Raw genomic sequence first — 25,962 nt, forward strand, 5'->3', positions numbered from 1 at the left:
CATGCGAGGCGACGCTCAACCGCGCGCCGTCCATGCGCCGAAAGTGCCGGACCGTTGACGGTGCACGCTGTACGGCAAGTGGATGCGGCCGGGACTTTTGCCTTGCATGTCAGCTTGCGCCGACATATTCAATCTTGGTTTTTAAGTTGTTTAACGACAGGAAACTGCAACATGACTGAAAAATTTGCATCGCAAACTTCCACCTCCGCTGACGACGGCATTTCCGCCATCGAGGCATACCTGAACAGTGCCGCTGCGGCGGTCCCGCAGCGCTTCATGGGCACGGCGGACGCCGATGTCCTCAGCGGCACGGCGGGCGCCGACGTGCTCGAAGGCCTGGCCGGTGACGACACGTATTATGTCAACGACAGCGGCGACGTGATCGTCGAGTTGGCCAATGGCGGCACCGATACCGTGTTTACCAGCGTCAACTACACGGTGGCCGACAACGTCGAGAACGTGCGCCTCGCCGCCAACGGCCTGACGGTGACGGGGAGCGCCAACACCAACAATATCTTTCATGTCAACGTGGCCGGCGGCAATGTGCTCGACGGTGGCGGCACGGGCAACTCGGTCAATTACCTTGGCTCCAGCGTGGGCGTGACGGCGACGCTGGCAAATCCGAATGCCCCTCACACGGCGCCGGCCGGCAGCGATGTGCTGCTCAATTTCGCCAGCGTCGTCGGCAGCAAGTTCGACGATGTACTGACCGGAAACGAGCTCAAGAACACCCTGGTTGGCAATCTGGGCAACGACATCTTGCGCGGCGGCAAGGGCGATGATTTGCTGGCCGGCCTGCAGGGCGACGATACCTATATCTTTGCCCGCGGCGACGGCGCCGACGCCATCATGGAGATGGAAGAGGCGGGCAGCCGCAATATCGTTTCCTTCCTGGCTGGCGTCAGCGCCGACCAGCTGTGGTTGCGCCAGGTGGGCGTGAACCTGGAAGTGAGCACCATCGGCACGAGCGACAAGATCACCATCAATGGCTGGTACAGCGCAGGCATCGCGCCCCGGATACAGGAATTCCGCACGGCCGACGGCCGCGTTCTGCTGGGACGCGATGTGCAAAACCTGGTGCAGGCGATGGCGGGCCTGGTGCCGCCCCCGGCCGGCCAGCTGACCCTGCCGGACAGTCTCGCCGCCATCCTGGCGCCAGCACTGGCGCAGAGCTGGCGCACGGAGGGCCCGAATCAGCCAAGCAACGGCGCTTTTGTCGGCACGGCGAACCCGGACATCATCAAGGGCACGGCGGGCGCCGACGTGATGGCTGGCCTGGCTGGCGATGACATTTATTACGTCAACCATGGCGGCGACGTGGTCATCGAACAGGCCGGCGGCGGACGCGACATGGTGTATACGACGGTCGATTACACGCTGGCCAGCCACGTTGAAGAGGTGCATGTCAGTGCCGCCGGCCTGAGCGTGACGGGCAATGGCAACGGTAACGTATTCCATGTCGATGTCGCCGGCGGCAATGTGCTGCGCGGCGTGGGGACGAACGTTTCCGCCACCTACGCGGGCGCCAGGGCTGGCGTGACGGCCAGCATGATTTCCATCAACGATAGCCCCACGGCGCGCCCGGGCAGCGACGTGCTGATCAACATGTCCAGCGTGGAAGGCAGCGCCCATGACGACGTGTTGTCGGGCAACGAACTGTCCAACACCCTGTCCGGCGGCCTCGGCAACGATACCTTGCAAGGCGGCAAGGGCGACGACATGCTGGCCGGTGGTCCCGGCGACGATATCTATGTCTTTGCCCGTGGCGACGGCGCCGACATCATTGCCGAATCGTCGGCCGAAGCCAATTACGACGCCATCGCCTTCCTGGCCGGCGTGCACATCGACCAGCTGTGGTTCCGCCAGGTGGGCGCCGATCTGGAAGTGAGCACCATCGGCACCACGGACAAGATCACCATCCTCTCCTGGAACGCGGCCAGGCCGAATATCGAGGAATTCCACACGGCCGCCGGCCACGTCATGCGCGGCGCCGATGTGCAATTGCTGGTGCAGGCGATGGCGAAGCTGACGCCGCCACCGCTGGGCCAGCTGACCCTGCCAGCCGCGACCGCCGCTGTCCTGGCGCCCGTGCTGGCCCAGGCCTGGCACTTCAATGGCCCGACGCAGCCCACCGGGCAAACCTTCACGGGCACGGCGAATGCCGACGTCATTTATGGCACGGCCGGCGCCGACCTGCTGCAGGGCCTGGGCGGCGACGACATGTATTACGTCAACCACGGCGGCGACTTCATCGCCGAACGGGGCAATGGCGGCAGCGACACGGTGTACACCAAGGTCAACTACACGGTGGCCGACAACGTCGAGATCGTGCGCCTGAACGGCGCCGGCCTGACGGTGACGGGCAGCGCCTACACGAGCAACATGTTTTACGTGGATGCCCCTGGCGGCAACGTGCTCGACGGCGGCGGCGCCGGCAACACGCTCAATTACGCCAGCGCCACGGCGGGCGTGACGGCCGCCTTCGCCCCGGTGGGCGGCCCCATGATTGGGCGTCCGGGCGCCGACGTGCTGGCCAATTTCAATATTGTCGTCGGCAGCAAGTTCGATGACGTGCTGAGTGGCAATGAGATCAAGAACATTCTCTTGGGCGGCCTCGGCAACGATACCTTCCAGGGTGGCAAGGGCGACGATACCCTGGCTGGCGCGCTGGGCAACGATACCTATCGCTTCGGCCGCGGCGATGGCGCCGACATCATCGTCGAGGTGGTGGAAGCGGGCAGCCATGACGTCGTTTCCTTCCTGGCCGGCGTCAGCGCCGAGCAACTGTGGTTCCGCCGGGTGGGCGCGCACCTGGAAGTGAGCACCATCGGCACGACGGACAAGATCACCGTGAATAACTGGTATGCGGACACGCCGGTGCGCATCGAGGAATTCCGCATGGCCGATGGCCGTGTCTTGTTGGGTGGCAATGTGCAAAACCTGGTGCAGGCGATGGCAAGCCTGACGCCGCCACCGGCCGGCCAGCTGACCCTGCCTGCAGGCACGGCCGCCATCCTGGCGCCGGCGCTGGCGCAGAACTGGCGTGCTGGCCAGCCATTCGGCGCAGCCGGCCAGGGCGGCTTGGGCGCCGTGCAAGCGGACGCGGCGCAACTGGTGCAAGCGATGGCCGGTTTTGCCGTGCCGGCCTCGGCCTCGGCGCCCTGGTCGGCGCAAGGCAACCCGTCGGCGCAGATCCAGCTGGCGGCAGCGCATTAAACCGTTGAGCAACTAGATCCACCAGCACGCAACCGGGCCGGGGTGAACAGCCTCGGCCTGGCTGCGCCGTTGAATTTCTGACATGATCCGATGACCGCAACTTTACATAGCAACGATTCGCCGCCCATTGCACCTGCGCCCGACACGGGCTTGCTGTCGCTGCTGCTGATGGCCGGCCTGCACGGCATCGCCGCCGATGGCGCCCAGCTCAAGCACGCTTTCGGCCAGGCCGTGTTCACGCGGCAAATCGTCCTGCTGGCCGCGAAACAGCTGGGCTTGACGGCCAAGCTGGTGCGCCAGGCGCCTGCGCGGCTGGCGCAAGCGCCGCTGCCGGCCATCGCCATCGATAGCGCCGGTCGTTTCTTTATCCTCGGCAAGGTCGACTCCGATGAGGACGGCGTGCGCAAGGTGCTCGTCCAGCATCCGGGCCAGCCGCCGCAGATCCTCGGCCGCGAAGCCTTTCTTGCCGCCTGGACGGGCGAACTGATCTTTTTCACCAGCAAGGCCAGCTTTGCTGGCGAGACGGCCCGATTCGACTTCAGCTGGTTCATTCCCGCCATCGTCAAGTACCGCAGGCTGCTGGGCGAAGTGCTGCTGATTTCCTTCGTGCTGCAACTGATCGGCCTGGCCACGCCCCTGTTTTTCCAGGTGGTGATGGACAAGGTGCTGGTCAACCACGCCATGCAGACCTTGAACGTGGTGGCCATCGGCCTGGTCTGCGCCGTCGTCTTCGAAGCCGTGCTTGGCCTCATCCGCACCTATGTTTTCGCGCGCACCAGCAGCAAGATCGACGTGGAACTGGGCGCGCGCCTGTTCCGCCACCTGCTGGCCTTGCCGATCGCGTATTTCCAGGCGCGCCGCGTGGGCGATTCCGTGGCGCGCATCCATGAACTGGAAAACATCCGCTCCTTTCTGACCGGCAACGCCATGACCCTGGTGCTCGACCTGCTGTTTTCCTGCATCTTCATCGCCGCCATGCTGTGGTACAGCGCCGCGCTCAGCGTGGTCGTGCTGGCCTCGATTCCCGTCTACGCGGCCCTGTCGATGCTGCTCACGCCCGTGCTGCGGGGGAGATTGAACGAGAAATTCAACCGCAGCGCGGAAAACCAGTCCTTCCTGGTCGAAACCATCAGCGGCGTCGACACGCTCAAGGCCATGGCCGTCGAACCGCGCTGGCAGCAGCAGTGGGAAAAGCAGCTGGCCGGCTATGTCTCGGCCGGGCTGTCGGCCAATAACATCGGCATGCTGGCCAGCGGCGGCGTGACGCTCGTGAGCAAACTGGTGACGGCAGCCATCATGTGGTGGGGCGCCACCCTCGTCATCGACGGCAAGATGACGGTGGGCGAACTGGTGGCCTTCAACATGCTGGCCGGGCAGGTGGCTTCGCCCATCCTGCGCCTGGCGCAGCTGTGGAACGATTTCCAGCAAGTGGGCATCTCCATGAGCCGGCTGGGCGACATCCTCAACGCCAGAACAGAAGCGGGCAGCCAGAAGGCGCGCCTGCCGCGCATCGCCGGCGCCATCGACTTCCAGCAAGTGGGTTTCCGCTACCGGCCCGATGCGGCCGAGGTGCTGCGCAATGTCTCGATCGCCATCGCACCGGGCGAAGTGATCGGCATCGTCGGGCGTTCCGGCTCCGGCAAGAGCACCCTGACGCGGCTGGCGCAGCGCCTGTATATTCCCGAGCGGGGCAAGGTGCTGATCGACGGGCAGGATATCGCCGCCATCGACACGGCCTCGCTGCGGCGCCAGATCGGCGTGGTGCTGCAGGAAAACATCCTGTTCAACCGCTCCGTGCGCGACAACATCGCCCTGAGCGACCCGGCGCTGCCCATCGATGCCGTCATCGCCGTGGCGAAGCTGGCGGGCGCCCACGATTTTATCTGCGAGTTGCCAGAAGGCTACGACACCATGGTGGGCGAGCACGGCACGGGCCTGTCCGGCGGCCAGCGCCAGCGCATCGCCATCGCCCGCGCCCTCATCGGCAATCCCCGCATCCTGATTTTCGACGAGGCGACGAGCGCGCTCGACTACGAATCGGAAAAAATCATCCAGGACAATATGCGCGGCATCTGCGCGGGGCGCACCGTGCTGATCATTGCGCACCGCCTGTCGGCCGTGCGCGAAGCGCACCGCATCGTCGTCATGGAGCGGGGGCAGGTGGCCGAACTGGGCACGCATGACGCGCTGCTGGCGCAGCCGGACGGCATCTACGCCCATCTGTTCAGCCTGCAGCAGGGCACGCACGGGAGCGCCGCATGAACGCCGGCCACCGCCTGGCCGCGTATGGCGAGCTGTTGCAGCGTTATGGGCAGGTGCTGCGGCATAGCTGGCGCAACCGCGCCGCCTTGAGCGGCTCCGTGCTCAGCGAAGACGAGGCGGCCTTCCTGCCGGCCGCGCTGGCGCTGCAGGAGCGGCCCGTGTCGCCATCGTTGCGCCTGACGGCCAGGGTGCTGATGCTGCTGGCCGCCTGCGTGGTGCTGTGGGCTGTCTTTGGCCAGGTCGACATCATCGTCAATGCGGCCGGCAAGATCATTCCGTCCGGCAACACCAAAACCATCGCCTCGGTCGACATGGCGGCCGTGCGCGCCTTGCATGTGCGCGAGGGGCAAGCCGTGCGGGCGGGCCAGCTGCTGGTGGAACTCGACAGCCGAGGCCCCGACGCCGAGCGTGACAAGGCCGCCGGCGACGCCGTGGCGGCCGCGCTGCAAATGGCCCGCGCGCGCGCGCTGATCGCCGCCATCGACACGGCGGCGATGCCGAAGCTGCTGGCGCCCGATGGCGCCTCCGCCGCCCAGCGCGAGGAAGCGCAGGGCCACCTTGACGGCCAGTACGCGAGTTTCCGCGCCAGGCTGGCGCATCTCGACGGCGAAATCGCCCGTTATGCCCAGGCGCTGCCGCTGGCCGCGCAGCGCGCCGGCGATTACCAGGCGCTGCTGGCCACGCGCGACGTGGCCGAACACGCGTGGCTGGACAAGGAGCAGGCGCGCATCGACCTGGCCGGCCAGCTGGCGTCGGCCCGCAGCGAGCGCGCCGCCCTGGTGGCGCAGACGCGCAAGGACGCCTTCGACGCATTGACGGAAGGGGCCAGGGTGGCGGCGGCCAGCGGCCAGGACGCGCGCCGCGCCGGCGCCCGGGGCAGCCTGCTGCGCCTGACGGCACCCGTCGACGGCACGGTGCAGCAACTGAAGCTGCACACGCTGGGCGGCGTGGTGCCGGCCGCGCAGGCGCTGATGCAGATCGTGCCGCGCCAGGGCAGGCTGGAAATCGACGCCGTGCTGGAAAACCGCGACGTCGGCTTCGTGCAGGAAGGGCAAGTCGTGGCCATCAAGGTCGACGCCTTCGACTACACAAAGTATGGCACCGTGCCCGCCATCGTCAGCAGCGTCTCGCGCGACGCCATCGAGGACGAGAAGAAGGGTCTCGTGTATGCCGTCAGGATCACGCTGCGCCAGCCGGCCATGGTCATCGACGGCAGATCGGTGCCGCTGTCGGCCGGCATGGCCGTGCGCGCGGAAATCCGCACGGGATCGAGAAGGGTGATCGAATACGTGCTCTCGCCGCTGGTGCAGCACCAGAGGGAGGCGCTGCATGAGCGCTAGCTGCCGCGCCGCCTTGCTCGCCGCTGGCCTGTGCCTGTGCATGAGCGCCGCGCCAGTCCGGGCCCAGTCCCTGGACGCGGGGCCATGCCCATCCACCTACGATTCCGGCGTGCCATTGAGCTTGCCGGCCGCCGTCGACCTGGCCCTGTGCCGCAACGCGCAGGTGCACGGCGCCTGGGCCGGCATCCGGCTGCAGGCGGCCGGCCTGGGCGAGGCCATGGCCGCCTTTCTGCCGGTCCTGAATGCGGCGGTGAGCCGGGTGCATGACCGCACGGCCTATCCGGGGGGCAGCACGCCCTCCGGCAGCTTGAACAGCAATACGGGATCGCTGAATCTGTCCTGGCGCCTGTTCGACTTTGGCGGGCGCGCGGCGGGCCAGCGTTCGGCGCAAGCCATGTTGGACGCGGCCCTGGCGAACCGCGACGCGGTGCTGCAAAAGACCCTGGCGGCGACGGTGAGCGCGTATTTCGAGGCGCAGACGGCAAGGGCGAGCATGCGGATGCGCGAGCAATACCAGGCGCTGGCCAACGAAACGGTGCTGGCCACGCAGCGCCGCGCCCAGCGGGGGCTCGGCGCGCACAGCGATACCCTGCAGGCGACGAGCGCCCTGGCCAAGGCGGCCCTGGGCGCCAGCCGCGCCGATGGCGAATTCCGGAAGGCCCGTGCCGTGCTGGTGTATACCCTGGGCTTGCCGGCCGATGCGGACGTGATCCTGGACGACGATGCCGGCGAGGCGGCCAGCGGCCTGCGCGAGGACTTGCAGTCCTGGCTGGCCAGGGCCAGGGAGCGGCACCCGGCCATCCTGGCCGCGCAGGCACAGCTGGCGGCCGCGCGCGAACGGGTGGACGTGACGCGCTCCGAGGGCCGTCCCAGCATCGACCTGACGGCCAATCTCTACCAGAACGGCCGGCCCAACCAGGGCTTGTCCGCCGCTGCCACGCGCGAAACCCTGGTGGGCATCGCGCTGAACATCCCCCTGTTCGACGGCTTTGCGCGCCACTACAAGGTGCGCGGCGCGCTGGCGCAAGCGGCGCAAAGGGAAGCCGAGGCCGAAGAAGTGCAGCAGCAGACCCTGATGCAACTGGTGAAAACCCATGCGGAGGCGAGCACGGCGCTGGCCAATCTTGCCGCGTCGCAGGCCTGGCTGGACGCGGCGCAGGAGGCCCTGGCCAGCGTGCGGCGCAAGTTCGGCCTGGGCGCGGCGGATATCATGGAAATGCTGAACACGCAGTCGGCGCTGCTCGAGGCGCAGCAGGAGCGCATACGTTGCCAGGCGGAATGGCGTTCGGCCCGGCTGCGGCTGCTGGCCAGCGCCGGCGTGCTGGAGCGGGAGGCCATTGCGGGACGGTAGCAGGCCCATCCGCGCGCCATGCCGGCGCACTTGTGACTATATTGGAGCAGCGTATCCACACACCGGCCAAGGGAGACATCATGCACAGCGTACAAAGATTACCCCGTGCTACTTTGGGCTAACACGCCAGCGGCGCGCCCTGTCCAAGAGGGCCGGCATTTGCTATAGTCCCAGCCATCTTTCCATCTGCCTACAGACCCTGCCATGACCTCAAGCACCAGCAGCACCATCGCGCCCCGCACCTTCGGCACGCCCCTGTCTTCCACCGCCATCAAAGTCATGCTGCTGGGCTCGGGAGAACTGGGCAAGGAAGTGATCATTTCGCTGCAGCGCCTGGGCGTGGAAGTGATCGCCGTCGACCGCTATCCGAATGCGCCCGGCCACCCGGTGGCGCACCGCTCGCACGTGATCGACATGAGCGACGGCGTGGCCCTGGCCGCCCTGATAGCGCTGGAAAAGCCGGATCTGATCGTGCCGGAAATCGAAGCCATCGCCACCGACACCCTGGCGGCGCTGGAAGCGGCCGGGCAAATCACGTGTATTCCGAACGCGCGCGCGGCCGTGCTGACGATGAACCGCGAAGGCATCCGCACCCTGGCGGCCGAAACGCTTGGCGTGGCGACGTCGCCGTACCGCTTCGCCAGCAGCCTGCAGGAGTTGCAGCTTGCCTGCCAGGAGATCGGCTTCCCGTGCGTGGTGAAACCTGTGATGTCGTCGTCGGGCAAGGGCCAGTCCAAGCTCGATGGCGCCGCTGATGTGGACGCGGCGTGGGCGTATGCGGCCAGCGGCAGCCGGGTCGATACGGGCAGGGTCATCGTCGAAGGCTTCATCGACTTCGATTACGAGATCACCCTGCTGACGGTGCGTGCCGTCGGCGCGTCGGGACAGATCGAGACGCAGTTCTGCGAGCCGATCGGCCACTTGCAGGTGCATGGCGACTACGTGGAATCGTGGCAGCCGGCGCGCATGGCGCCGCTGGCGCTGGAACGCGCGCGCGAGATGGCCCGCAAGGTGACGGACAACCTGGGCGGCCTGGGCCTGTTCGGCGTGGAGCTGTTCGTCAAGGACGACATGGTGTGGTTCTCGGAAGTGAGCCCCCGTCCGCACGACACGGGCATGGTCACCATGGCCAGCCAGGTGCAGAGCGAATTCGAGCTGCACGCGAAAGCCATCCTCGGGCTGCCCGTCAACGTGGCGCTGCGTTCGCCCGGCGCCTCGGCCGTCATCTATGGCCAGCTGGAAGCGAAAGGCATCGCCTTCGAAGGCGTGGCCGATGCCTTGAGCGTGCCGGGCGCGGACCTGCGCCTGTTCGGCAAGCCGGAATCGTTCGCCCGCCGCCGCATGGGCGTGGCGCTGGCCGCGGCCGACGATATCGACACGGCCCGCGCGCGCGCCGTGCTGGCCGCCTCGAAAGTCAAGCCGGTGGCGAAGTAAGCCTGTTTGCGGGTACCACCGCCATCAACATGGAAGCAGCATGACAGAACTCGATCATTATCTTTCGCAGCACTATCTGGACGAGACGCAGCTGGCCGCAGCCGCCGCCATGTCCATGCAAGAAATCGATGCATTGATCCAGGCCCGCCTGGTTCCCGCGCCCGCGTACGTGGTCGACGGCGGCGGCAATCTGTGCTCGTTCGTCTTTGGCGCCATGGCGGCGCCCGGGGCCCGGGCCGGCCGCTATTTTCCGCCGTCCCAGCTGGCCTGGATCGCCGTTGCGCGGCACGCTCTCGCCGAGGGACCGGAAACGGCGCCAGCGCGCCTGCAGGCGCAATTTGCGTGCCGCTACGGGGCCGCGCTGGCGACCCTGAATCTGACGACCTGGCGCTTGCGCGACAGCTTCGACGACAGCGGTGCGCCGATCGCCGATGGTTTGTTGGCACGCACCGGCAGCGCCTGGACGTATTTTTTGAACGGCACGTTTTCCCTGTGCGTGGCCAATCCCATGTCCGAGGCGCACATCGCCTGGAAGGAAGTGCTGCAGGAAAAGCTCGCGCAGCAAAGCGATAACGGCAGCAAGACGCTGTTGCCGCAACAGCAGGCGCAGGAAATGCATGCGCTGATCGATGCCTATGCGGCGGCCGCCATGCCTTTTTCGCCCATCGAATACGCCTTGAGCAGCCGCAAGCGCCTGGTCGAGGATCTGCGGGCGAACCTCCGCGTGAGCGACGAAGACGGGATGCCTGCATGACGGCATCAGCGACGCACAGCCTGCCGCAGGCCGACGCCGGCGGCGACGACATCAAGCGCAAGCTGCGCGGCCATATCGCGCGGCGCAACCTGGCCGGCGCCGCCAACGACTGCAAGTGGAACGAGCTGCTGGCCTTCATGCGCGGGCAGCCCGACTGGGCGCCGTCGTACCGTTACGGCTCCGTGTCCGGCTACGTCTCGGGCTGGGACACGGAGTGGGATTACCACCCGCCGTTCCCCTTCCTGGGCGTGGAATGGTTCGACATCAGCCTGTATTCGGAAGAACACGTGGGCATGCTGCTGCCGAAGACCATCATCGACCATGGCGTGTGGATCGTGCCCGAGCTGGCGCGCATCGGCTTCGATTTCGAGGTGCGCGGCCGGGTGGCGCGCATCTGGGGCTATTTGCCACGCTCGTACCACGATTTTCCACCCGCCGACGAATGCAAAGACCAATCTCATGCCTGATAACGACATTCCCCAAGTAGCGCAACCGGACGACGCCGTCGTCGGCAAGGAAGCGGGCGCGCAAATGCTGGCTGCGGCCTGCGCCGCGCGCGACGCGTTTTATGCCACCCTGGGGGCAATGGACGCCGACGTGCTGGCGCCGCTGCTCAACCCGGCATTCATGGGCGGCCCGCGCTGGCCCTCGTTGCGCCAGGCCTGGCGCGTGATCCGCCGCGCCGAGTCGATCATTCTTGCCAGCGATGGCTTGAGCGATCCGTTCGAGGACGACGACGACGTGTTCGTCCCGCGCGGCCACCTGCTGGAAGTGTGTATCGAGGCGCCGCTGTCCGCCTTCGACGGCCAGGAAGTGGCGCATTCCTGGCTCTTCGACGTGATCTATCAGGTCAGCCAGAACGTGGCCGACCACGGCTCCATCGATTTGCTGGTGCAGCGCCACGGCAGCGTGTCGATGGCGCTGGACTTGCGGGGTGCGCCCAAGGGACTGGAAGACGCAAACGAACAGGTGGGCGTGCTGCTGGCCCAGGGCGCAAGCAGCATTCCACCATCCATGGCCACGCCGTATGGCGAAGTGATGCTGCTCACGCTTACCGTGCTGCAGCCGGCGGAGCTGGAGTTTATCGGCACGGCCGAAGACAAGGCGCAATCGCGGCGCGACCTGGCCGCAGCGCTGGCGGCCTCGCCGACCGGGCATCTGAGCCTGGCCAAACGGCCGGCCGTCATTCCCCGCTAGGCGCTTCGGCCGGCGGCACGGCCGGTTCTTGCGGTACTTCCTTTGCTTGCATGACGGCCGGCGGCGGTTCTTTCCACTTGCCCGCCGCCTTCAGCTTGTTCTTCAGCCCGGGCAAAGGAAAACCCAGCGCATAGGCTTTTTGCGCATGCGCGCTGGCTTTTTCGTATTCCTTCTTTTTCACATACATCAGGCCCAGGTTGTACTGGATGGTGGCCTGCTCGGGCGCCAGGCGGCTGGCAGCGTCCAGCTGCTCCAGCGCCATCGCGTCCTGGCCCGTGGCCAGCAGGTAATTGCCATACACCATGCGCGCCGTCACATCGTGCGGCGCGAAGGCGATTGCCCGTTCGAAGTAGCAGCTGACCGTGTAGCGGGCGCCATGCGGCTGGGCGTTTTTCAGGCGCAAGCCCAGCTTGGCCATCGACGCCAGCGCCCGGTGGTGATTCGGGAAGTGTTCGAGCGTGTAGAGAAATTCCCGCTTGACCTTGAGGATTTCGATCATTTCCAGCATGCCGCGGCTGGCCGCATACACGGCGCCGGACCACGACCAGGCGCGCGGGTCGCCTTCGTCGCCGTACTGTGCCACTTTCGACAGGTCGACGGAACCGACGAGGTCGGCCAGGTCGGCCGTGGTGGGATCGTGCGGCGCATACGTGCCGATGCCGCAGCGGCCCGCTTCGGACAGGTGGATGCGCTCGACGGGCATGCGCAGGAAGTCGCCCGCGTACTGTTCCTCCAGGCGGGCGCGGCAATGGGGACACAGTTCGCCCTGCAGCTCGGCATCATAGCTGGCGCGAAAGTCGGCGCGCATGCTGTGCGGCACCAGGTGCAGCGGCGATTCGTGCACGGGACAACCGGCGATGCCGTACAGCGCCCCTTCGCTGCTGTGGCTGTATTCTTCCAGTCCCCGCTTGAGCAGGATTACCATGGTCGACTTGCCGCCCGACGGCGGACCCAGCAACAGCAACATGCGCCGGCCCACCTCGGAACCGGCGGCGGCCGCCTTGAAATAGGCGGCCACGCGGTCGATCGCCTCGTCGATGCCGAACAGCTCGTCGTCGAACAGGCGGCAGCGGAAGCGCCCGTTGTCATCGGTCTGGCCATTCCAGCGCATCATGTCCCACAGGTACTGGTGCGCGCTGCGCGTCAGCAGGGGCGCGCGGCCCGGCAGGATCTGCTCGATGAAGTCGGCAAAACTGCCGCGCCAGGGACTGACGCGGTGTTTTTCCGCCCAGGCCGCCATGCCATGCATAAAACCGGCATGTTGATCCGCAGGCGCGTCGTCGTGGCGTGTCATACCAGGGCTCGTCATTGTTTCCCCATCCATACCGTTGCTGCCGTGAACCAGGCCCGGTTCCAGCCTGTCAGCCAAGTATACGACGCTGCCTCTGGCCGCACGCCTGATCTCGCTCAACCTTGACGAGGGAACTATTTTTATCCTCGCTGCCCCCGCTGGAGTGGGGCAGCCACGCGTCGACGCGGTTCAATCCAGATCAATACCGGCCGGCGCGGCCCGTCCACACTGGTGCTTTGCGGCGACCCACGAGGAGAACATCATGATGGACAATGAGAATGGTTTCAGCGCCCCGCCTGGCAGCAGCGGCAGGGGCCAAAGCGCGGACGATGAAGAGGCCGTCGGCCAATTCTCCGCCCCCGGAGAAGACGACAATACGATCGAGAGCGCGTCCGTCTCGGACGTGCCCGACGCCCTGAGCGGCGTCAGCATGGAATTGCTGGAAATCAAGCGCAGCATCGAAGACGGCATGCGCCACAGCATCTCCCAAGCGGGCGGCGTGCGCGCGGCCGATGCCTTCAGCGACGGCGGCAATATCCAGGGCGTGTCCATTGGCCTGGGCGAGGGCGCCAGCGACAGCTCCTCCGGCGAACCGGGCTTGCCGGCCCTGACCCTGTACGTGGCCGAGCCCACCTCCGTCGACCGCGCCAAGGCTGCCATCGTGGGGGCCATGGGCGTGCGCGCCGTGTCCAGCGACAGGGTGCCCGTCAACATCGTCGTCACGGGCGTGATCGATGCGCAACCGCACCGCTTCCGTATTCGCCCGGCACCGGGCGGCGTGTCGGTCGGGCATTTCCGCATCACGGCCGGCACCATCGGCTGCCTTGCCGTGGGGCGCAGCGCGCCGCGCAACAGCCGTTTGATGATTCTTAGCAACAATCACGTGCTGGCCAATTCCAACGGCGGCGTGTTCAACGACTGCATCGTGCAGCCCGGCCCCATCGACGGGGGACGTTGTCCGCAAGACCAGGTGGCCGTGCTCGAGCGCTTCGTGCCCATCAATTTCAGCGGCGGCGTCAACTTTGTCGATTGCGCCACCGGCTGGGCCTGGCCAGACCGCGTGCGCCGCGAACTGGTTTACCTGAGCGGCGGCGTACCGGCGTACTTCCGCATCAGCAATGCGCTGGTGGCGCCCGCGCTGGGCATGATGGTCGGCAAGTCCGGACGCACGACGCAATTGACCCAGGGCCGCATCACGGGCCTGGGCGCCACCATCAACGTCAATTACGGCGGCGGCAGGATCGCGCTGTTCCAGGACCAGATCGCCATCACGGGTGTCAGCGGGGCGTTCAGCGCGGGCGGCGATTCCGGCTCGTCCATCTGGACCTGGAACCAGCAGCGCAATCCCGTCGGCCTGCTGTTTGCCGGCGGCGGCAATATCACCTTTGCCAACCAGATGCGGCGGGTGGTGGTGGCGCTCGACATCAATTTGTACACCTGAGCACGCAATACGGGCATGACGCGGCGGCGTTGCGCCGCCTTGCATAACGCTGCTTTTTGCACGATGATGATCTTGGTCAAGGGGCGCCGCCACGCAGGGTGTTTGCCGGCGAAGCGTGGTGCAATGCCGGATGGCCGGGTGTATCATGGAATGCATCAGGAGGGTGTGTCATGTCAAACAGTAAATTTGCACAATCGCCATATACCGTCTTCGAGGACGCCGCCATGCCGTATTTGCCGGATGAGAACGCTGGACAGGGCATGCCGCAGTACGCCCATGTCGCACCGCAGGGCCGCCTGGAAGCGGCAAAGCGGCGCAACGAGCGGGCGCTGATGGCCATCGATGGCGTGGAAGGCGTCAGCCTGGGGCAGACGGCCGTGGGCAAGGAAGCGCTGGTCGTGTATCTGCGCGACTCGTCCGTCAAGCGGCGCGTGCCGTTGCAGGTCGAAGGCTATCCGGTGGAAACGAGCATCACGGGCCAGATCGATATCCAGCGCGGCTAGGCAGGCCTGCGGACAGGCCTGCCTGTGCATCGGCCAGCCTTATTTGCTCAGGCGGCCGATCGCTTCGGCCACGCCCGCGCCATACGCGGGATCGCACAGGGTGCAGTTGCCGATGTGGCGTTGCTTGACTTGTTCCGAGGCGCCCGAGATGGCGCGCGCCGTGTTGTCGAACAAGGCTTGCTGCTGTGCCGGCGTCATCAGGTGGAACAGGGCGCGCGGCTGCGAGTAGTAATCCTCGTCGACGCGGTGGTTCCAGTGGTCGGCCGCGCCCTCGATGCTGAGCGGCGGTTCGCGGAAATCGGGCTGCTCGGCCCATTCCTGCTCGCTGTTCGGTTCATAGCCCAGGGTGCCGCCCTGGTTGCCGTCGACCCGCATCTGGCCGTCGCGGTGGTAGCTGTGGAACGGGCATTTCGGCGCGTTGACAGGAATATGGCTGTGGTTGACGCCGAGGCGGTAGCGCTGCGCGTCGCCATATGAGAACAGCCGGCCTTGCAGCATCTTGTCCGGTGAAAAGCTGATGCCGGGCACCACGTTGGCCGGATTGAAGGCCGCTTGCTCCACTTCGGCAAAGTGGTTGTCGGCATTGCGGTTCAGTTCCAGCACCCCCACTTCGATCAGCGGATAGTCGCCGTGCGGCCACACTTTCGACAGGTCAAACGGGTTGAGGTGGTACGTGCCTGCCTCTTTTTCCGGCATGATCTGCACGTACAGGGTCCAGCGGGGGAAATCCTTGTTTTCGATGCTTTCATACAGGTCGCGGTGCGAGCTTTCGCGGTCCTTGCCCACCAGCGCTTCGGCTTCGGCGTCCGTCAGGTTTTGAATCCCTTGCTGGGTTTTAAAGGTGAACTTGACCCAGAAACGCTCGTTTTGCGCATTCAGGAAGCTGAAGGTATGGCTGCCGAAGCCGTGCATGTGGCGGAAACTGCGCGGCAAGCCCCGGTCGCTCATCACTACCGTCACCTGGTGCAGCGCCTCGGGCAGCGAGGTCCAGAAGTCCCAGTTGCTGTTGGCGCTGCGCAATCCTGTGCGCGGGTCGCGCTTGATGGCGTGATTCAAATCGGGGAATTTCAAGGGGTCGCGCATGAAAAACACGGGCGTGTTGTTGCCGACCAGGTCCCAATTGCCTTCTTCCGTGTAGAACTTCAGGGCGAAGCCGCGGATATCGCGTTCCGCATCCGCCGCGCCCCGTTCGCCGGCCACCGTGGAAAAGCGCGCAAACATCGGCGTTTGCTTGCCCACCGCGCCAAAGATTTTCGCCCGCGTGTAGCGCGTGATGTCGTGCGTGACGGTAAACGTGCCGTGCGCGCCGGAACCCTTGGCATGCATGCGGCGCTCGGGAATGACTTCGCGGTCGAAGTGGGCCAGCTTTTCCAGGAACCACACATCTTGCAGCAGGGCCGGGCCGCGCGGACCGGCCGTCTGGATGTTCTGGTTGTCGACGACAGGCGCGCCAAAGGCGGTGGTCAGCTTTTTCATTGGACTCGTTCTTTCATGGCTAGGCAGAGCAATGGACGCACCGGCGCTACTCAAACACTGGCTGGGTTGAATGCACACTCACCGGGGCTGGTCCAGAGTAAAATTTCTAAAATGCTACTTCAGTGTAAACCTTTTTGTACGGAACGGCTTGCCACGCCGCCCATGCAAGCACCGGCGGCATCCTTGCATCATAAGCGCTGGACGGCCGCCGCTCCCGCACGCTTGCAAGTTGCCAGTATATAAAGGCAGGCCTCGCTCACGCCACTGGCCTTTTGTCCAGTCCTTAGAAACGGTTCCAATTGTTATGCCGATGTTCCGTCGCTTCCTTCATCAGGTGACCGGCGCGTAGCGCGTCGTCTGCCTGCACCGCCATGGCCAGTTCCTGGATGGCGGGCGGGTATTCGTGGTGGGCCGCTTCTTCCAGCAATTCGCGGCCTTTGGCCAGGTCGCGCGGCACGCCGCGGCCTTCGCGGTAGGCGTTGTACAACAGGAACATGGCGTGTGGATTACCCAGTTCGCCCGACTTGGCCAGCCAGCGCGCGGCGATCGCGGGGTCTTTCGGCACGCCTTCGCCATTCGCCGCCAGCAAGCCCAGCATCAAGGCCGCCTTCGCATGGCCTTGCTGCGCCGCCTGGCGGTACCACAGCCAGGCCTGCGCCGGCGTGGCCGCGCGCAGCATCTGGCCCAGTTCGAAGGCCGCTTCCGTGTCGCCCGCGCGCGCCGCCTGTTCGAACAGGGCGATCGCATCGGCGCGGCGTTCGGGACGGGGTTGGTAAATCAGCGCCAGTTCGCGTTCGGCGACAGGCATGTTCTTGCCGGCCCAGCTGCGCACACGGCGTTCGGCCTGGTGGTCGCCCGCCTGGCGCGCATGCATGGCGACGGCTTCGATTTCCGCCGCCGTGGGCGGCGGCGACGCCTGGCAGGCGGCCAGGACGGCGGCCAGCACGACGGCAGGGAGGGAGAGTGCGTGTTTCATCTGGATCAGCTTTCATCAAAACAGGCCGGAACTGCAACAGTCCCGGCCCATGGACCTTATTTGCTCAGGTCGATGCGGTACTTGGCGAAACCGCTGGCGTCGAGGCCCCCTTCGGCCGCCACATTGGCGATGCCGCTGCCTTGCGCCAGCGCCAGGTGGCCAGGCGCCGAGCGCAGGATCACGGGGCCGGCCGTGGCCGTCTTGACGAAGCTCCAGCTGCGCGCGCTACCATTGGCCGCCAGCGTCACCTTGCCGCCCTTGGTGCTGAGCGACGCCAGATAATTGCTGACCACGGCCTGGTTCGCATCGGGCGACTTGATGATGGTCTTGCTGCCATCGATGCCAGGCACGGCGCCGCCGCCACCGGCGCGGTAGTCGTTGGTGGCGACGATGAAGTCATCGCCATCGGCGACAGGTGCGCCCTTGTACGTGAGGTTGACGATGCGGCTGCCCGGTTTTTTCGTCACGTCGATCTGGTACGTGAGCGCATTGTTTTCCGCGTAGAACACGTCATAGTTATAGATCGTGCCATACGAGGGCACCAGATCCTGCTCGGCCGTACTGGCCGGGTCGATCTGGTTGAATTGCTTGGCCGACGTTTCCAGCCACGCCTTCAAGTCCGCGCCCTTGATTTTGACGGCTTGCAGGTTGTTATTGCTATACAAATACAAGTCGCCCGGATTGCGCACTTGCAAGCCGATTGGCGCGGCCGGCGTGGCGCCGGATGCCACGTCCGTGAAGTCCGACGGCCCGTTGCGGCCCGCCTTGAATGGCGCGCTGCAGGAAATGACGGGGATATTCTTGTAGCTGGACAGGGTGGCATCCGTGCTGGTGGCGATGAAGTTCTTCACGTAATCGAGCTGCGCCTGATTCACCAGCTGGATGGCGCTCACGTCGCCCACCAGTGCAAAATAGGCGGACATCGCGAAATCCGTGCTGATGCCCAGCGGCTGTTTGGCGTAGGCGATGGTGGCGGCGTGCTCGGTGGCCACCAGCGGCGCGATGGCCGGGTCGGCTTTCACGAGGGTCTTGCCATCCGTGTATTTGAAGCCGCGCGATTCCACCGTCGTCTTGGCCGGCTGCACCACCCATTTACCGCCCTGGTACGCCAGCGTCAGCTGGATGATGCCCAGACGGCGGCCCCAGCTTTGCGCCATGACGGTGGGCACGCCGTTGACGAAACCCTTTTCGGCGTCGATCTTCGCGCTGGCCGGGAAGGCGGCAAACGAGGCGTCCAGCGCGGCCGCGCCGTTTTCCTTGCCCTTCGGGAAGATCAAGTGCGAGTGGCCGATCATCAACGCGTCGATGCCCGTGCTGGTCAGGTGGTAGCTGCCGTTTTCCATCTTCGGGCTGTAGGCGCTCGTGTCCAGGCCGCCGTGCGACAGGGCTACGACCAGGTCGGCGCCCTTGCTGCGCAATTCGGGCACGTACTGTTTCGCCGCTTCCTGCACACCCGTCACGCTGACCTTGCCAGCGAGCACTTTCTGATCCCATTCGAGGATTTGCGGCGGCACAAAGCTCAGCACGCCCACATTGATTTTTACCGTCAGCTTGCTGCCATCGGGCGCCGTGGCGGTGAAATCGCGGGGCAGCAGGGTGTAGGGCTGGAAGATGGGCTTGCCGCTGGCCACGCCGACGACATTGCTCAGCACGGAAGGGAAGGCGGGCGCGCCGCAGGTGCCCGTCGGCTTGGCCACGCCGGGAATGCCGAAATCCGTGTTGGTGATCTGGCTCAGGTAGGGCAAGCCATAGTTGAATTCGTGGTTGCCCATGCCGCCCGCGTCGTATTTCAGCGCGTTCATGGCCTTGTGCACGGCCAGCGTGCCGGAGCAGGGCACGGGCGCGGCCACGGCCTGCAGGTCGGCCAGCAAAGTACCCTGGATGACGTCGCCATCGTCGAGCAGCACATTGTTCGGATTTTCCGCGCGCGCCGCCTGGATCAGCGTCGACGTGCGCTCCAGGCCCAGGCTCGTGTCTTCGGCCAGCGCGTAATAGTTATAGCTGAGGACGTTCGAGTGAATGTCCGTGGTTTCCAGCAAGGCCACCGTGACCGTCGTGCCTTCGGGAATGGCCGGCGCCGCCGGGGTATTCGAACTGCCGTTACAACCGACGAGACCTGCACTTGCCAGCGCCGCCAGCATGACCCAATTTGTTTTCATTACCGCCCTCGGAAAGATTCAAAGGACGCGACTGTAACGCCGCCATATGACGCGGCGATGACAGCCGTGCAAGGCGCATGGAATCAGGGGCGCGCGCAGGCTGCCCCGGCCTTGGCTAGCCAGGCCGCATCGCTGGGACCCAGGCGGCGGGTGCAGAAGCGATGTTCAGAAGTGAGTATCACTGTGTACGGCAAGCCCTTGATTTGATTGCCAAAGGTAGACAGCAAGGCAGGCGACGCCAAGCCCTGGGGATAGCTGGCCGGGTGCTGCCGCAGGAACGCTTGTGCGGCCTCCCGCGTGTCGATGGCGATGCCGATGTGGAGCAAGCCGGGCTGGCGGGCGGCGTGGGCATTGAAAATCGGCAACTCCTGGATGCACGGCAGGCAGTCGCTGGCCCAGAAGTTCAGCACCACGGCCTGCCCCTGGAAATGGCTGAGCTTCAACCGGCCATCGCCATCGAGGCGGGGCAAGTCGAATGACGGCGGCGCGGCGCTCGCATGGCCAGCCAGCAAAAGCAATAGTGCCGGCCAGCGTGTCATGGCGGCACCACGGCCGCGTCCGTCATGCGGTAATACAAGCCCATGGGGTCGCTGGCCAGCACCTTCAGTTTGCCTTGCATGATGAAGGGCGCGTAGCTGAATTTCACAGGGGTGCGGCTCTTGATTTCCACCACGCCTTCCGGGCCGGCCGGCAGGCAAAAGGGACAGCTGGCCGAGGTGACGGTCAGCAGGAAGTGTTTCTGCTTCTGTCCAGGTTCCAAAGGCATCATGAAACCCTGCACTTTCACTTCCGTGTTGTCGAGTGCGCTGATTGCCGGCGTGTACTTCGGCACCATGCGGCCCTTTTTCGCCTTCACCGTGGTGGCCTGGCCCAGCAGTTTCCACGAGACCACGCCGGGCAAGTCCGTCAAGGGCGCGAAGAACGACGGTGGTTCGTCGGCGGGTGCCGCTGCGGCGCTGGAGGCCAGCAGCAGGCAGGCACCCAAAACAAGGATTTTCAGCATGTTCTTTCCTTTCAGGGACGCGCCAGGGTGGCGGCGATATCGGTGCGGTAGGCGCGCAGGGCGGGCAGGGCGGCGGCCAGCAGGCCGACGGCCACGGCAATCAAGGGCAGCCACGCTTCGCCGGGCGTGATGCGCCACGCTTGCAGGTGCAGGTCCTGCATCGCTTCCTGCCAGCCCAGCAAGCCGACTGCCGCATGGCCCAACAGCCAGCCCAGCGCCGCGCCCGTCAATGACAGCAGCAAGCCTTGCGCCAGCAGCAGCCGCAGCAGTGTGGCGGGCGAGGCGCCCAGGGTGCGCAGGATGGCCAGGTCCCACTTGCGCTCTTCCAGCGCGCCGTACAGGGCCACGAACAGCGACAGGGCCGCCACCAGCAGCACGCCGGCGGCGATCGCCCGCAGCACATCGATGCCCACGCCCAGCAAATTGAACAGGCGTGCCGCCTCGAAAGCGGGCTGCGCCGCCTGCAGGCGCGGCTGGCCATTTACCCAGCGCGGCAGGCTGACGGCGGCCAGCGGAGAGGCGTAGTGCACCAGCACGGCTGTCAGTTCGCGCTCGGGCGCGCCAGCGGGATGTTCATCGGGATCCGTTGCATGCACTTGCCACACGGAAGCGACGGGCGTGAGGATCAGCCGGTCGAGCACCGTGCCCGTGGGCGCCAGGATGCCCACTACCTTGTAGGGCGCATGCGCGTGCACTTCTCCGCCGGCCGCCAGCCCGTGCGAACCGGCAAAGGTGGCGCCCAGGGTGGCTCCCGTCTCGTGCGCGGCCCGGGCGCCGAACACGGCTTGCATGGGCTGTGTGAACAGTGTGCCTTGCGCCAGGCGCGCGCCATAGTGCTCCAGCAGCGCCGTGGTGCTGCCGACGATGCGGAAACCGTGAAAATTGTCACCCAGCGCAAGCGGGATCGCGGATTGCACCAGCGGTTGCGCGGCCAGCGCCGCCAGCGCGCTATCGGGAATGTTGCCGGTCGGGATATCGGCGTGATACACGGACGACAGGATCAGTTGCAAGGGCGAGCCTTTCGCGCCCACCACCAGGTCGATGCCTTGCGCATCGCGCTCGGCGTGCTCTTCCAGCTGGCTGGATACGGCAAGGATGAAGGTCATCATGCCGATGCCGATGGCCACCAGCAGCAGATTCAGGCTGGACGCCAGCGGCTTGTGGCGAAGGGCGCGCCAGGCCAGGGTGGCCGCGTTCATGCCGCCCCCCCGGCGCGCGGCAAGCGCAGCACGAGAGCATGAGGCAAGGCGGCCAGCACCCTGGCGTCGTGGCTGGCGATCACCAGCGAGGCGCCAACTTGCGCGGCCTGGCTGGCCATCAGGGTGACGACGGCGGCGCAGGCGGCGTCGTCGAGGTTGTCCGTCGGTTCGTCGGCCAGGATCAGTTGCGGGCGCATGACGACGGCGCGCGCGATGGCGGCCCGTTGCCGTTCGCCGCCGCTCAGGGCATGCGGGTAGGCATCGAGCTTGTTGGCCAGGCCCAACTGGCCCAGCAGGCTGGCCGCGCGGGCCGGATCGGGCCGCTGGCCGCTGGCATAGGCGGGCAGCAAGACATTATCGCGCACGTTCAAGCTGGGCACCAGCGCCAGTTGCTGGGGCAGCAAGCCGATGGTGCGGCCGCGCCAATTGTCGCGCTGGCGTGGCGTGAGGCTGGGCAGGGACGTGCCCGCCACGTCGAGGCGGCCCGCCTGGGGCGCCAGGATGCCGGCCAGCAAATGCAGCAGGGTGGATTTGCCGGAGCCGGACGGCCCCAGCAGCAGCGCGTGGCGCCCGGCGGGCAAGTGGAAGGCGCCGATATCGAGCACGGGGGTGGCGGGGTCATAGCCATAGGTCAATGAGGCAAGGTGGAGCATGGAATTCTTTCGGGTGGCCGTTCGGTAAAAATCGCCGCACAAATGCAACTGAGCTGCATTATAATTCAAACGCAATCGACTTGCATTTAAAATGCGACCGCCCATTGCTCACCCTCAATCGACTCCATCCCGAAGGATTTCCAGCATGCACCAGCGCAAACTCCCCGTCACCGTCCTGTCCGGCTTTCTCGGCGCCGGCAAGACCACCTTGCTCAATCACATACTGCGCAACCGCGAAGGCAAGCGCGTGGCCGTCATCGTCAACGACATGAGCGAAGTCAATATCGACGCCTCACTCGTCAAGGATGGCGCCGCGGCGGCCGGCGCGGCCCTATCGCGCACGGAAGAAAAACTCGTGGAAATGTCGAACGGCTGCATCTGCTGCACCCTGCGCGACGATTTACTGCTGGAAGTGCGGCGCCTGGCTGCGGAAGACCGCTTCGATTATCTGCTGATCGAATCGACGGGCGTGGGCGAGCCGATGCCCGTGGCCGCCACCTTCGACTTCGAAGACGAGCACGGCGACAGCCTGAATGACGTGGCGCGCATCGACTGCATGGTCACCGTCGTCGACTGCGCCAACCTGCTCAATGATTTCCATAGCGAAGACAGCCTGGAACAGCGCGGCGAGATCGCGGGCGAGGGCGACGACCGCCAGCTGGCCAACTTGCTGACGGAACAGATCGAATTTGCCAATGTCATCGTCCTCAACAAGGTCGATATGGTCGATGCGGCCGAGCGCCTGCGCGTGCTGGCCATTGTAAAAGCCCTGAATCCCGGCGCGCGCATCCTCGAAACCAACCAGTCCGTCGTGCCGCTCGACGCCATCCTGGGCACGCACTTGTTCGACCTGGAGCAGGCGGCCAGCATGCCGGGCTGGGCCCAGGAATTGGCCGGCGTGCATACGCCGGAAACGGAAACGTATGGCATCAGCAGTTTTGTGTACCGCGCGAAAGCGCCATTCCACGCGCAGCGCCTGCACGATTACATTGCCCAGCCGATCAAGGGCGTGGTGCGCAGCAAGGGATACTTTTGGCTGGCCAGCCGGCCCGAATGGGTGGCCAGCCTGTCCGGCGCGGGCAAGCTGATGAATATCGAACCCGTGGGCCTGTGGTGGGCATCCGTGCCCAAGGAGCGCTGGCCGACGGATGCCGCCTCGCTGGCGGAAGTCAAAGCGGGCTGGAGCGAGCCATATGGCGACCGCTACCAGGAGCTTGTCTTCATCGGCCAGGACATGGACCAGGCAGCCATCGAAGCGGACTTGAAGAAATGTCAACTCAACTATACGGAAACGCGCCAGGGCATGGCCGCCTGGCGCAAGCTGCCCGACCCGTTTCCCCAATGGCAGCGCATGGAAGAACTGGAAGACTAACCTTGAAAAGAAAGCACACCCCATGACAGAACTGATCCCCGTCACCATCATCACGGGTTTTCTCGGCAGCGGGAAAACCACCTTGCTCAAGCGCATATTGCAGGGCGATCACGGCGTGCGCATCGCCGTGATCGAAAACGAATTCGCCGCCGAAAGCATCGACCATGGCTTGCTGGTGCAAGACAGCGACGAGCAGATCGTGGAAATGAACAATGGCTGCATCTGCTGCAGCGTGCGCGGCGACCTGATCCGCATCCTGGACGAGCTGCACGCCAAACGCGCAGCGGGGACGATCGCCTTCGACCACGTGATCATCGAAACGACGGGCCTGGCCGCGCCCGGTCCCGTGGCGCAAACCTTCTTTGCGGAGCCGTCCGTCAGCGAGCATTACATGCTCGACGCCATCTTGACGGTGGTCGACGCGCGCCATGCACAGCAGCAATTGACGGCGCACAAGGAAGCGCAGGAGCAAGTGGGCTTTGCCGACCGCATCCTGCTGTCGAAGACGGACCTGGTCAGCAAGGACGAGCTGGCCGCGCTGCGCCAGCGCTTGATCGCCATCAATGGCCGTGCCAGCATCCAGAAGGTGCGCTTTGGCAATGTTCCGCTGCGCGACATCCTGAACATTCGCGGTTTCAATTTGAACGCCATCGTCGAGCTGGAGCCCGATTTCCTGGGGGAGCTGGGCCACCGCCATGGCGACGGCGTGCAGTCGTTCGTCTACCACCAGTCCCAGCCGCTTGATCTGCTGCAGGTGGAAAATTTTCTTGATGCCGTGGTGCAGCTGTTCGGCAGCCAGCTGATGCGCTACAAGGGTATTTTGTACGTGGCCGACCTGCCATGCCGCGCCGTCTTCCAGGGCGTGCACATGCTGATGGGCTCGGAACTGGGCGCGCCGTGGCGCGATGGCGAGCCGCGTGCCAGCAAGATGATCTTTATCGGCCGCGACTTGCCGCGGGAGATGCTGACGCGGGGCCTGGACCGCTGCGTGGCCGGCGCCGCCACCCCAGCCAGCATGATGGCCGAGGTGATGGCCGAGGCGGCGGCATGAGCGTGGAAGCGGGCTTGCCCGCCCTGGCGCTGATCTTTCTCCTCGGCATGCGGCATGGGCTGGAACCGGACCACCTGGCCGCCGTCGATGGCCTGACGCTGCGCAGCCAGTCCGCCCATCCGCGCTGGGCCCCGTGGATGGGCGCGCTGTTTGCGCTGGGGCATGGCGTCACCGTGCTGGCCATCGTGGCCGTGGCCGCCGTGGCGTCGGCGCAATTCACGCCATCGGAAACCGTGTTCGGCTGGCTGGAGTGGCTGCCCATCGCCTTGCTGCTGCTCATCGCCGCCATGAATGCGCGCAGCTTGCTGACCGGCGCCCAACTGGCCGAGGTGCGTGGCCGGCTGCTGCCGCGCTGGTTGCGGGGCGCTTCCGGGCCGCTGGCCGCCATTGTCGTCGGCATGCTGTTCGCGCTGGTGTTCGATACGGCCCTGCAGGCGGCCGCCTGGGGCTATGCGGCCGTCGCGCTGGGCGGCATGCAGCCGGCCTTGCTGACCGGCCTGGTGTTTGCCGTGGGCATGGGCGTGACGGATGCCTTCGATGGCTGGGTCACGGCACAAGTGATGCGCACCGGCAAGATTGACCTCGTGCGCGCCTTCCGGCGCCGCCTGGGCTGGCCCATCGTCGCCATCTGCGTGGCCATGGCTGCCACCATGGCGGCCGGCAAGGTCGATCCCGCCTGGTCGCTGCCGGAAAGCTGGACGGCGGCCCTCGGCGCAGCCATGGTATTGCTGATGGCGGCCCTGTACGGCTGGACTTTGCTGGGTTTACGCCGCGTGCGTGCGTGAGGCGGGGGCGTGGCTTTGTTGATCAGGAAACAGGCAATGCCGCCGCTGGCAGCGCTTACTTGCAGCGCGGGCATAGGCCCTTGATCAGGTAATCGACTTCGCCGCCGCTGAAACCTTCCGGCAAGAGCACGGGCGGCGGCAGCTTGACTTCATTGAAGCAGGTGACGTTGGCGCACTTGGTGCACTGGAAATGCGCGTGCTCGTGCGCCTGGTGGCCAGCGCCGGCGCTGAAGCGCCACACCTGGTCGGCGCCCGCGATACGGTGCACCAGTTCATTTTCCGTCAGCCATTCCAGCACCCGGTACAGGGTGACGGAATCGATATCGCTGTCCTGCGACAGCGCCTGCTGGATTTCATGGTGGGTCAGCGAACGGCTTTGCGCCATTAGAAAGTCGAGCACCTTCACGCGCGTCTTGGTGACGCGGGCATTGGTGTTGCGGATCAGCGATTCGGCGTGCGGTGTAGAAGATGATGTCAACATGATAGGCCTGCTTGCGGG

The 25,962-nt window shown here is 65.7% G+C and carries 22 protein-coding genes; 13 read left to right on the forward strand and 9 right to left on the reverse strand.

Translation table 11 applies throughout. The features are described from left to right. Positions 1 to 171: 171 nt before the first annotated feature. From AC54AF_RS01200 to AC54AF_RS01235, 8 genes are all read left to right on the forward strand, one after another. Entirely contained in the window at positions 172 to 3,216 is a 3,045-nt protein-coding gene (locus tag AC54AF_RS01200; RefSeq protein ID WP_496634734.1) for a calcium-binding protein, read from the forward strand. 90 nt (positions 3,217 to 3,306) lie between these two features. Then, positions 3,307 to 5,478, forward strand: a complete 2,172-nt coding sequence (locus tag AC54AF_RS01205) for a type I secretion system permease/ATPase (protein ID WP_496634736.1) — start codon at positions 3,307 to 3,309, stop codon at positions 5,476 to 5,478. Continuing rightward, positions 5,475 to 6,818 carry an HlyD family type I secretion periplasmic adaptor subunit gene (locus tag AC54AF_RS01210; protein ID WP_496634738.1) on the forward strand — a complete coding sequence of 448 codons (1,344 nt, stop codon included), beginning with the start codon at positions 5,475 to 5,477 and terminating at the stop codon, positions 6,816 to 6,818. Before AC54AF_RS01205 ends, AC54AF_RS01210 begins: the two co-directional genes overlap by 4 nt. After that, on the forward strand, positions 6,808 to 8,169 hold the full coding sequence (locus AC54AF_RS01215) for a TolC family protein (protein ID WP_496634740.1): 1,362 nt from the start codon (positions 6,808 to 6,810) through the stop codon (positions 8,167 to 8,169). Before AC54AF_RS01210 ends, AC54AF_RS01215 begins: the two co-directional genes overlap by 11 nt. Positions 8,170 to 8,373: 204 nt before the next feature. Then, entirely contained in the window at positions 8,374 to 9,603 is a 1,230-nt protein-coding gene (gene purT, locus AC54AF_RS01220; protein WP_496634742.1) for a formate-dependent phosphoribosylglycinamide formyltransferase, read from the forward strand. A 40-nt stretch (positions 9,604 to 9,643) separates the two neighbouring features. Beyond that, positions 9,644 to 10,357, forward strand: coding sequence for a DUF6058 family natural product biosynthesis protein (locus AC54AF_RS01225; protein WP_496634744.1), 714 nt, complete (start codon positions 9,644 to 9,646; stop codon positions 10,355 to 10,357). Next, on the forward strand, positions 10,354 to 10,824 hold the full coding sequence (locus AC54AF_RS01230; protein ID WP_496634746.1) for a DUF6678 family protein: 471 nt from the start codon (positions 10,354 to 10,356) through the stop codon (positions 10,822 to 10,824). Before AC54AF_RS01225 ends, AC54AF_RS01230 begins: the two co-directional genes overlap by 4 nt. Continuing rightward, positions 10,817 to 11,554, forward strand: coding sequence for a hypothetical protein (locus AC54AF_RS01235; RefSeq protein ID WP_496634748.1), 738 nt, complete (start codon positions 10,817 to 10,819; stop codon positions 11,552 to 11,554). The genes AC54AF_RS01230 and AC54AF_RS01235 overlap by 8 nt, the downstream gene beginning before the upstream one ends. Here AC54AF_RS01235 and AC54AF_RS01240 read toward each other — a convergent pair. Then, a complete protein-coding gene (locus AC54AF_RS01240; protein ID WP_496634750.1) occupies positions 11,541 to 12,848 on the reverse strand; it encodes a hypothetical protein in 1,308 nt (435 codons plus the stop codon). The genes AC54AF_RS01235 and AC54AF_RS01240 overlap by 14 nt on opposite strands. 259 nt (positions 12,849 to 13,107) lie before the next feature. On the opposite strand from AC54AF_RS01240, the gene AC54AF_RS01245 reads away from it, so the two are divergent. Both AC54AF_RS01245 and AC54AF_RS01250 read left to right on the forward strand, forming a co-directional pair. Further along, entirely contained in the window at positions 13,108 to 14,286 is a 1,179-nt protein-coding gene (locus AC54AF_RS01245) for a chymotrypsin family serine protease (RefSeq protein WP_496634752.1), read from the forward strand. Between the two features lie 170 nt (positions 14,287 to 14,456). Continuing rightward, the gene (locus tag AC54AF_RS01250) at positions 14,457 to 14,789 is read left to right on the forward strand and encodes a PDZ domain-containing protein (protein ID WP_496634754.1); all 333 of its coding nucleotides are present in this window, start codon (positions 14,457 to 14,459) and stop codon (positions 14,787 to 14,789) included. A gap of 39 nt (positions 14,790 to 14,828) precedes the next feature. On the opposite strand, the gene AC54AF_RS01255 is transcribed toward AC54AF_RS01250, so the two are convergent. The 7 genes from AC54AF_RS01255 to AC54AF_RS01285 form a co-directional block, all read right to left on the reverse strand. Further along, on the reverse strand, positions 14,829 to 16,265 hold the full coding sequence (locus AC54AF_RS01255) for a catalase (protein ID WP_496634756.1): 1,437 nt from the start codon (positions 16,263 to 16,265) through the stop codon (positions 14,829 to 14,831). A 283-nt stretch (positions 16,266 to 16,548) separates the two neighbouring features. Beyond that, the gene (locus AC54AF_RS01260) at positions 16,549 to 17,241 is read right to left on the reverse strand and encodes a tetratricopeptide repeat protein (protein ID WP_496634758.1); all 693 of its coding nucleotides are present in this window, start codon (positions 17,239 to 17,241) and stop codon (positions 16,549 to 16,551) included. Positions 17,242 to 17,297: 56 nt separating this feature from the next. Then, positions 17,298 to 19,400, reverse strand: a complete 2,103-nt coding sequence (locus AC54AF_RS01265; RefSeq protein WP_496634760.1) for a bifunctional 2',3'-cyclic-nucleotide 2'-phosphodiesterase/3'-nucleotidase — start codon at positions 19,398 to 19,400, stop codon at positions 17,298 to 17,300. Between the two features lie 83 nt (positions 19,401 to 19,483). After that, complete coding sequence (locus AC54AF_RS01270) at positions 19,484 to 19,939, reverse strand: TlpA family protein disulfide reductase (protein WP_496634762.1); 456 nt, start codon at positions 19,937 to 19,939, stop codon at positions 19,484 to 19,486. Continuing rightward, on the reverse strand, positions 19,936 to 20,403 hold the full coding sequence (locus tag AC54AF_RS01275) for a DUF3299 domain-containing protein (RefSeq protein WP_496634764.1): 468 nt from the start codon (positions 20,401 to 20,403) through the stop codon (positions 19,936 to 19,938). Before AC54AF_RS01275 ends, AC54AF_RS01270 begins: the two co-directional genes overlap by 4 nt. A gap of 11 nt (positions 20,404 to 20,414) precedes the next feature. Beyond that, the gene (locus AC54AF_RS01280; RefSeq protein ID WP_496634766.1) at positions 20,415 to 21,602 is read right to left on the reverse strand and encodes an FtsX-like permease family protein; all 1,188 of its coding nucleotides are present in this window, start codon (positions 21,600 to 21,602) and stop codon (positions 20,415 to 20,417) included. Further along, positions 21,599 to 22,255, reverse strand: a complete 657-nt coding sequence (locus tag AC54AF_RS01285) for an ABC transporter ATP-binding protein (RefSeq protein WP_496634768.1) — start codon at positions 22,253 to 22,255, stop codon at positions 21,599 to 21,601. Before AC54AF_RS01285 ends, AC54AF_RS01280 begins: the two co-directional genes overlap by 4 nt. Positions 22,256 to 22,400: 145 nt before the next feature. On the opposite strand from AC54AF_RS01285, the gene zigA reads away from it, so the two are divergent. From zigA to AC54AF_RS01300, 3 genes are read left to right on the forward strand one after another with little or no spacing between them, the layout of a single operon-like run. Then, positions 22,401 to 23,627, forward strand: coding sequence for a zinc metallochaperone GTPase ZigA (zigA, locus tag AC54AF_RS01290; protein ID WP_496634770.1), 1,227 nt, complete (start codon positions 22,401 to 22,403; stop codon positions 23,625 to 23,627). Between the two features lie 22 nt (positions 23,628 to 23,649). Next, complete coding sequence (locus AC54AF_RS01295) at positions 23,650 to 24,678, forward strand: CobW family GTP-binding protein (protein ID WP_496634772.1); 1,029 nt, start codon at positions 23,650 to 23,652, stop codon at positions 24,676 to 24,678. Further along, positions 24,675 to 25,463, forward strand: coding sequence for a HoxN/HupN/NixA family nickel/cobalt transporter (locus AC54AF_RS01300; RefSeq protein WP_496634774.1), 789 nt, complete (start codon positions 24,675 to 24,677; stop codon positions 25,461 to 25,463). Before AC54AF_RS01295 ends, AC54AF_RS01300 begins: the two co-directional genes overlap by 4 nt. A gap of 55 nt (positions 25,464 to 25,518) precedes the next feature. Here the strand turns inward: AC54AF_RS01300 and AC54AF_RS01305 are convergent, their stop codons facing one another. Then, on the reverse strand, positions 25,519 to 25,944 hold the full coding sequence (locus tag AC54AF_RS01305) for a Fur family transcriptional regulator (protein WP_070218730.1): 426 nt from the start codon (positions 25,942 to 25,944) through the stop codon (positions 25,519 to 25,521). Positions 25,945 to 25,962: the final 18 nt, after the last annotated feature.

The sequence above is a fragment of the Janthinobacterium sp. JF4 genome, from assembly GCF_059617925.1.